Annotated in this window: 3 protein-coding genes and 1 pseudogene; all 4 read right to left on the bottom strand. The window is 37.1% G+C overall.

Going from position 1 to position 2,512, the window contains the following annotated elements; all coding sequences use genetic code 11:
- A partial coding sequence (locus H1P_RS32665; protein ID WP_144875558.1) for a calcium/sodium antiporter occupies nucleotides 1-694 on the bottom strand: 694 nt, incomplete at its 3' end.
- Between the two features lie 121 nt (nucleotides 695-815).
- On the bottom strand, nucleotides 816-1,916 hold the full coding sequence (locus H1P_RS32660; RefSeq protein WP_144875556.1) for a class I SAM-dependent methyltransferase: 1,101 nt from the start codon (nucleotides 1,914-1,916) through the stop codon (nucleotides 816-818).
- Nucleotides 1,917-1,997: 81 nt separating this feature from the next.
- A complete protein-coding gene (gene thiS, locus H1P_RS32655) occupies nucleotides 1,998-2,219 on the bottom strand; it encodes a sulfur carrier protein ThiS (protein ID WP_144875554.1) in 222 nt (73 codons plus the stop codon).
- A gap of 178 nt (nucleotides 2,220-2,397) precedes the next feature.
- Nucleotides 2,398-2,512 (bottom strand): annotated as a pseudogene (locus H1P_RS40065) (IS701 family transposase); the annotation flags it as partial.

Below are 2,512 nucleotides of genomic sequence, written 5' to 3'. Positions count from 1 at the left end.
TAGAAGTTGCTAATTCAGGCAAAGATGTCCCCAAGGAAACGATAGTTAAACCAATTAAAAGATCGCTAACGCCTAAAGCTTTAGCAATAGTTGTTGCCGAATCAACTAGCCAGCGTGAACCCAACACTAAAAGTATTGAACCACCAACAATAAAACCGATATTTTTCGCCCAAATTGCAGCAGATTTGTTGCCATCAAAACCATATTCTTGCTCGAATTCATCGTCTTCATCGCTGCTCATTTGTCGGCGACTCTGATAAATCAAAGACAAAGTATAAACAATAGCCCCTGTAAATAAAATAATGCCATCAACGCGACTCAGTGTACCATCGAGTCCAAAGACAAATAATAAAATTGACACTCCAATCAGAATGGGAACATCAGAGCGAATAATTTGTTTAGCAACAATTAAAGGAGTTACTAAAGAGGATAAACCTAATATAAATAAAGTATTAAAAATATTACTCCCCACAGCATTACCTACTGCAATATCAGCCTGTCCTGAAAAACTAGACATGACACTTACAGCCATTTCTGGCGCACTTGTACCGTAAGCAACTACAGTCAAGCCGATAATAAGAGGAGAAATACCCAATATCCCTGCAACCTTTGATGCTCCGTTAACTAGAAATTCTGCGCCGACGACTAATACTACCAGTCCACCGAGTAAGATAGCAAAGGTTATTACGTCCATAGAAAAATATTAATTTAGTACTAGAGTCGAGACTTTAAAAACTAAGTAACTAAGACAATAGCTTATATGCTTTTTATCTTATATGCGGTCTAATCTTGATATCTCTTAATTTCTTTGCTCTTTAGATGGTTAGTTCTTTGACGATCGCAATACAGTGATGAATGTCTGCATTAGTCTTAATGGCTTCAGGATTAATATGGGTAGCACTGGCTTGATAGCCTCTATTTTGCAATGCTTGAATTATAAGCGATCGCTGCGGTAAATCTAATTTACCTCGTTTACCAATTTCTCGCAGGGTAAAAAAGTAAGGGGGTAAGTCGGCTTCTGCAATCATTGTAGATAGTAGCTTAACTATATGTTGCCATTGTAGCTGTTGAGCGACTGCTTTCATTGCCGACAGATATTCTTTATTGTGTAATGCGCCCAGCCACATCGCACCACTAACGGTAAAAGCAGAATTATCGTGAGAACACACAGCCTTACCTAACTTGCGCCAGTTAATTGTTTGATAATCACCGCATTGATGACAGTAACCCAGAAAACCATAATTTTCTGAAGTTAAATTAGTATAGCGAGTTAAACGAAACATAACGCGGTAAGTTTTCCCCGAAAAAAACGCAAAAATCGGCTCTGCTCCTAAACCCTTTGTTCCTGCTTGTTGCGCCACACTACCAATAATCAATCTTAAAGCTTGTTCTTGCAGCGCAGGATGAGAGCGAGGATAAGCTCCATAGGCTTGTAAACTTTTATTTGGTATTCGTCCAGCTAAAGTACGTCCATCAGTGCTAGTAAGGTACATTAAACCATCAATTCTCGTTGCCCACAACATTGTATTAAGATAGGGTGCTGCTGTGCCAAAACAATCGACATCTACTAAATCGTAATAGTCTCGATGGTTAAAACAATCAAAAAAAACCCGATGAGCATCTAAATGGGTGAGTTGATAACGTTCATCAGGAATTGTATTTTGTAAGTTTTGCTTTAATAAAGTATTTAGTTGGTAGTTTCCTTCATTTACCCATAAAAAATCAGCATGACTTTCTAAATAATAACGCAAGCTCCGAATTCCACTACCTGCCATTACTTCTAAGACTCTTAACTGTCCCTGCTGCTTCTTACACACCAAAGCAGCCAACACGCCCAAATCACGAACTACTCTACTCTTAGGGTTATAAAAAGCCTCTCCTAATTGAAATTGAGCCTTTCCTTCATAATGATTCATTCGTTTGGTTGGTTAGTGGTGACTTTGTTGCTACTTCATCTATTCCCCTTACTTCCTCATAATTCATTCTTCAACCTTCAATTAGCCTCCACCAACAATGGTCACTATTTCAAGGCGATCGCCTGTAGCGATCTGAGTTTCTGACCAATACTGACGATGCAAAATTTCCCCATTGTATTCTACAGCTACTAAACGAGGATTCATGCCTATTTGCTCTAATAACTCTGGTAAAGATAGAGAAGTAGTAAAATCATGGGTTTCTCCATTAATCTGTACTGTAATAGTGGTATTGGTATTAACCATAATTTTTAACTCCTGAAAAACTAACTTTATACTAACTGTCTTAATTTTTATTCTTAAAATTAACTAACAAGGAAGCAGAGGAAGAAGGTAAGAGAGATAAATAATTTTAATTCACCTATTACCTATTACTTATTACTTATAGAACTTACGCATTGACAAAAAATCACTGTCATGGATGCTAAACGGCAAAAGTATCTGTAAGATTACTTAAAATGTATTCGCGAATTACTAAAGTGAATAGATTCCTTTGCAATTGATACCAATTAGAAATTGAGCTATTTGAACGCATTTTT

This window comes from Hyella patelloides LEGE 07179, from assembly GCF_900659865.1.
Classification (GTDB): domain Bacteria; phylum Cyanobacteriota; class Cyanobacteriia; order Cyanobacteriales; family Xenococcaceae; genus Hyella; species Hyella patelloides.
This window is presented reverse-complemented; position numbering and strand designations above follow the sequence as displayed.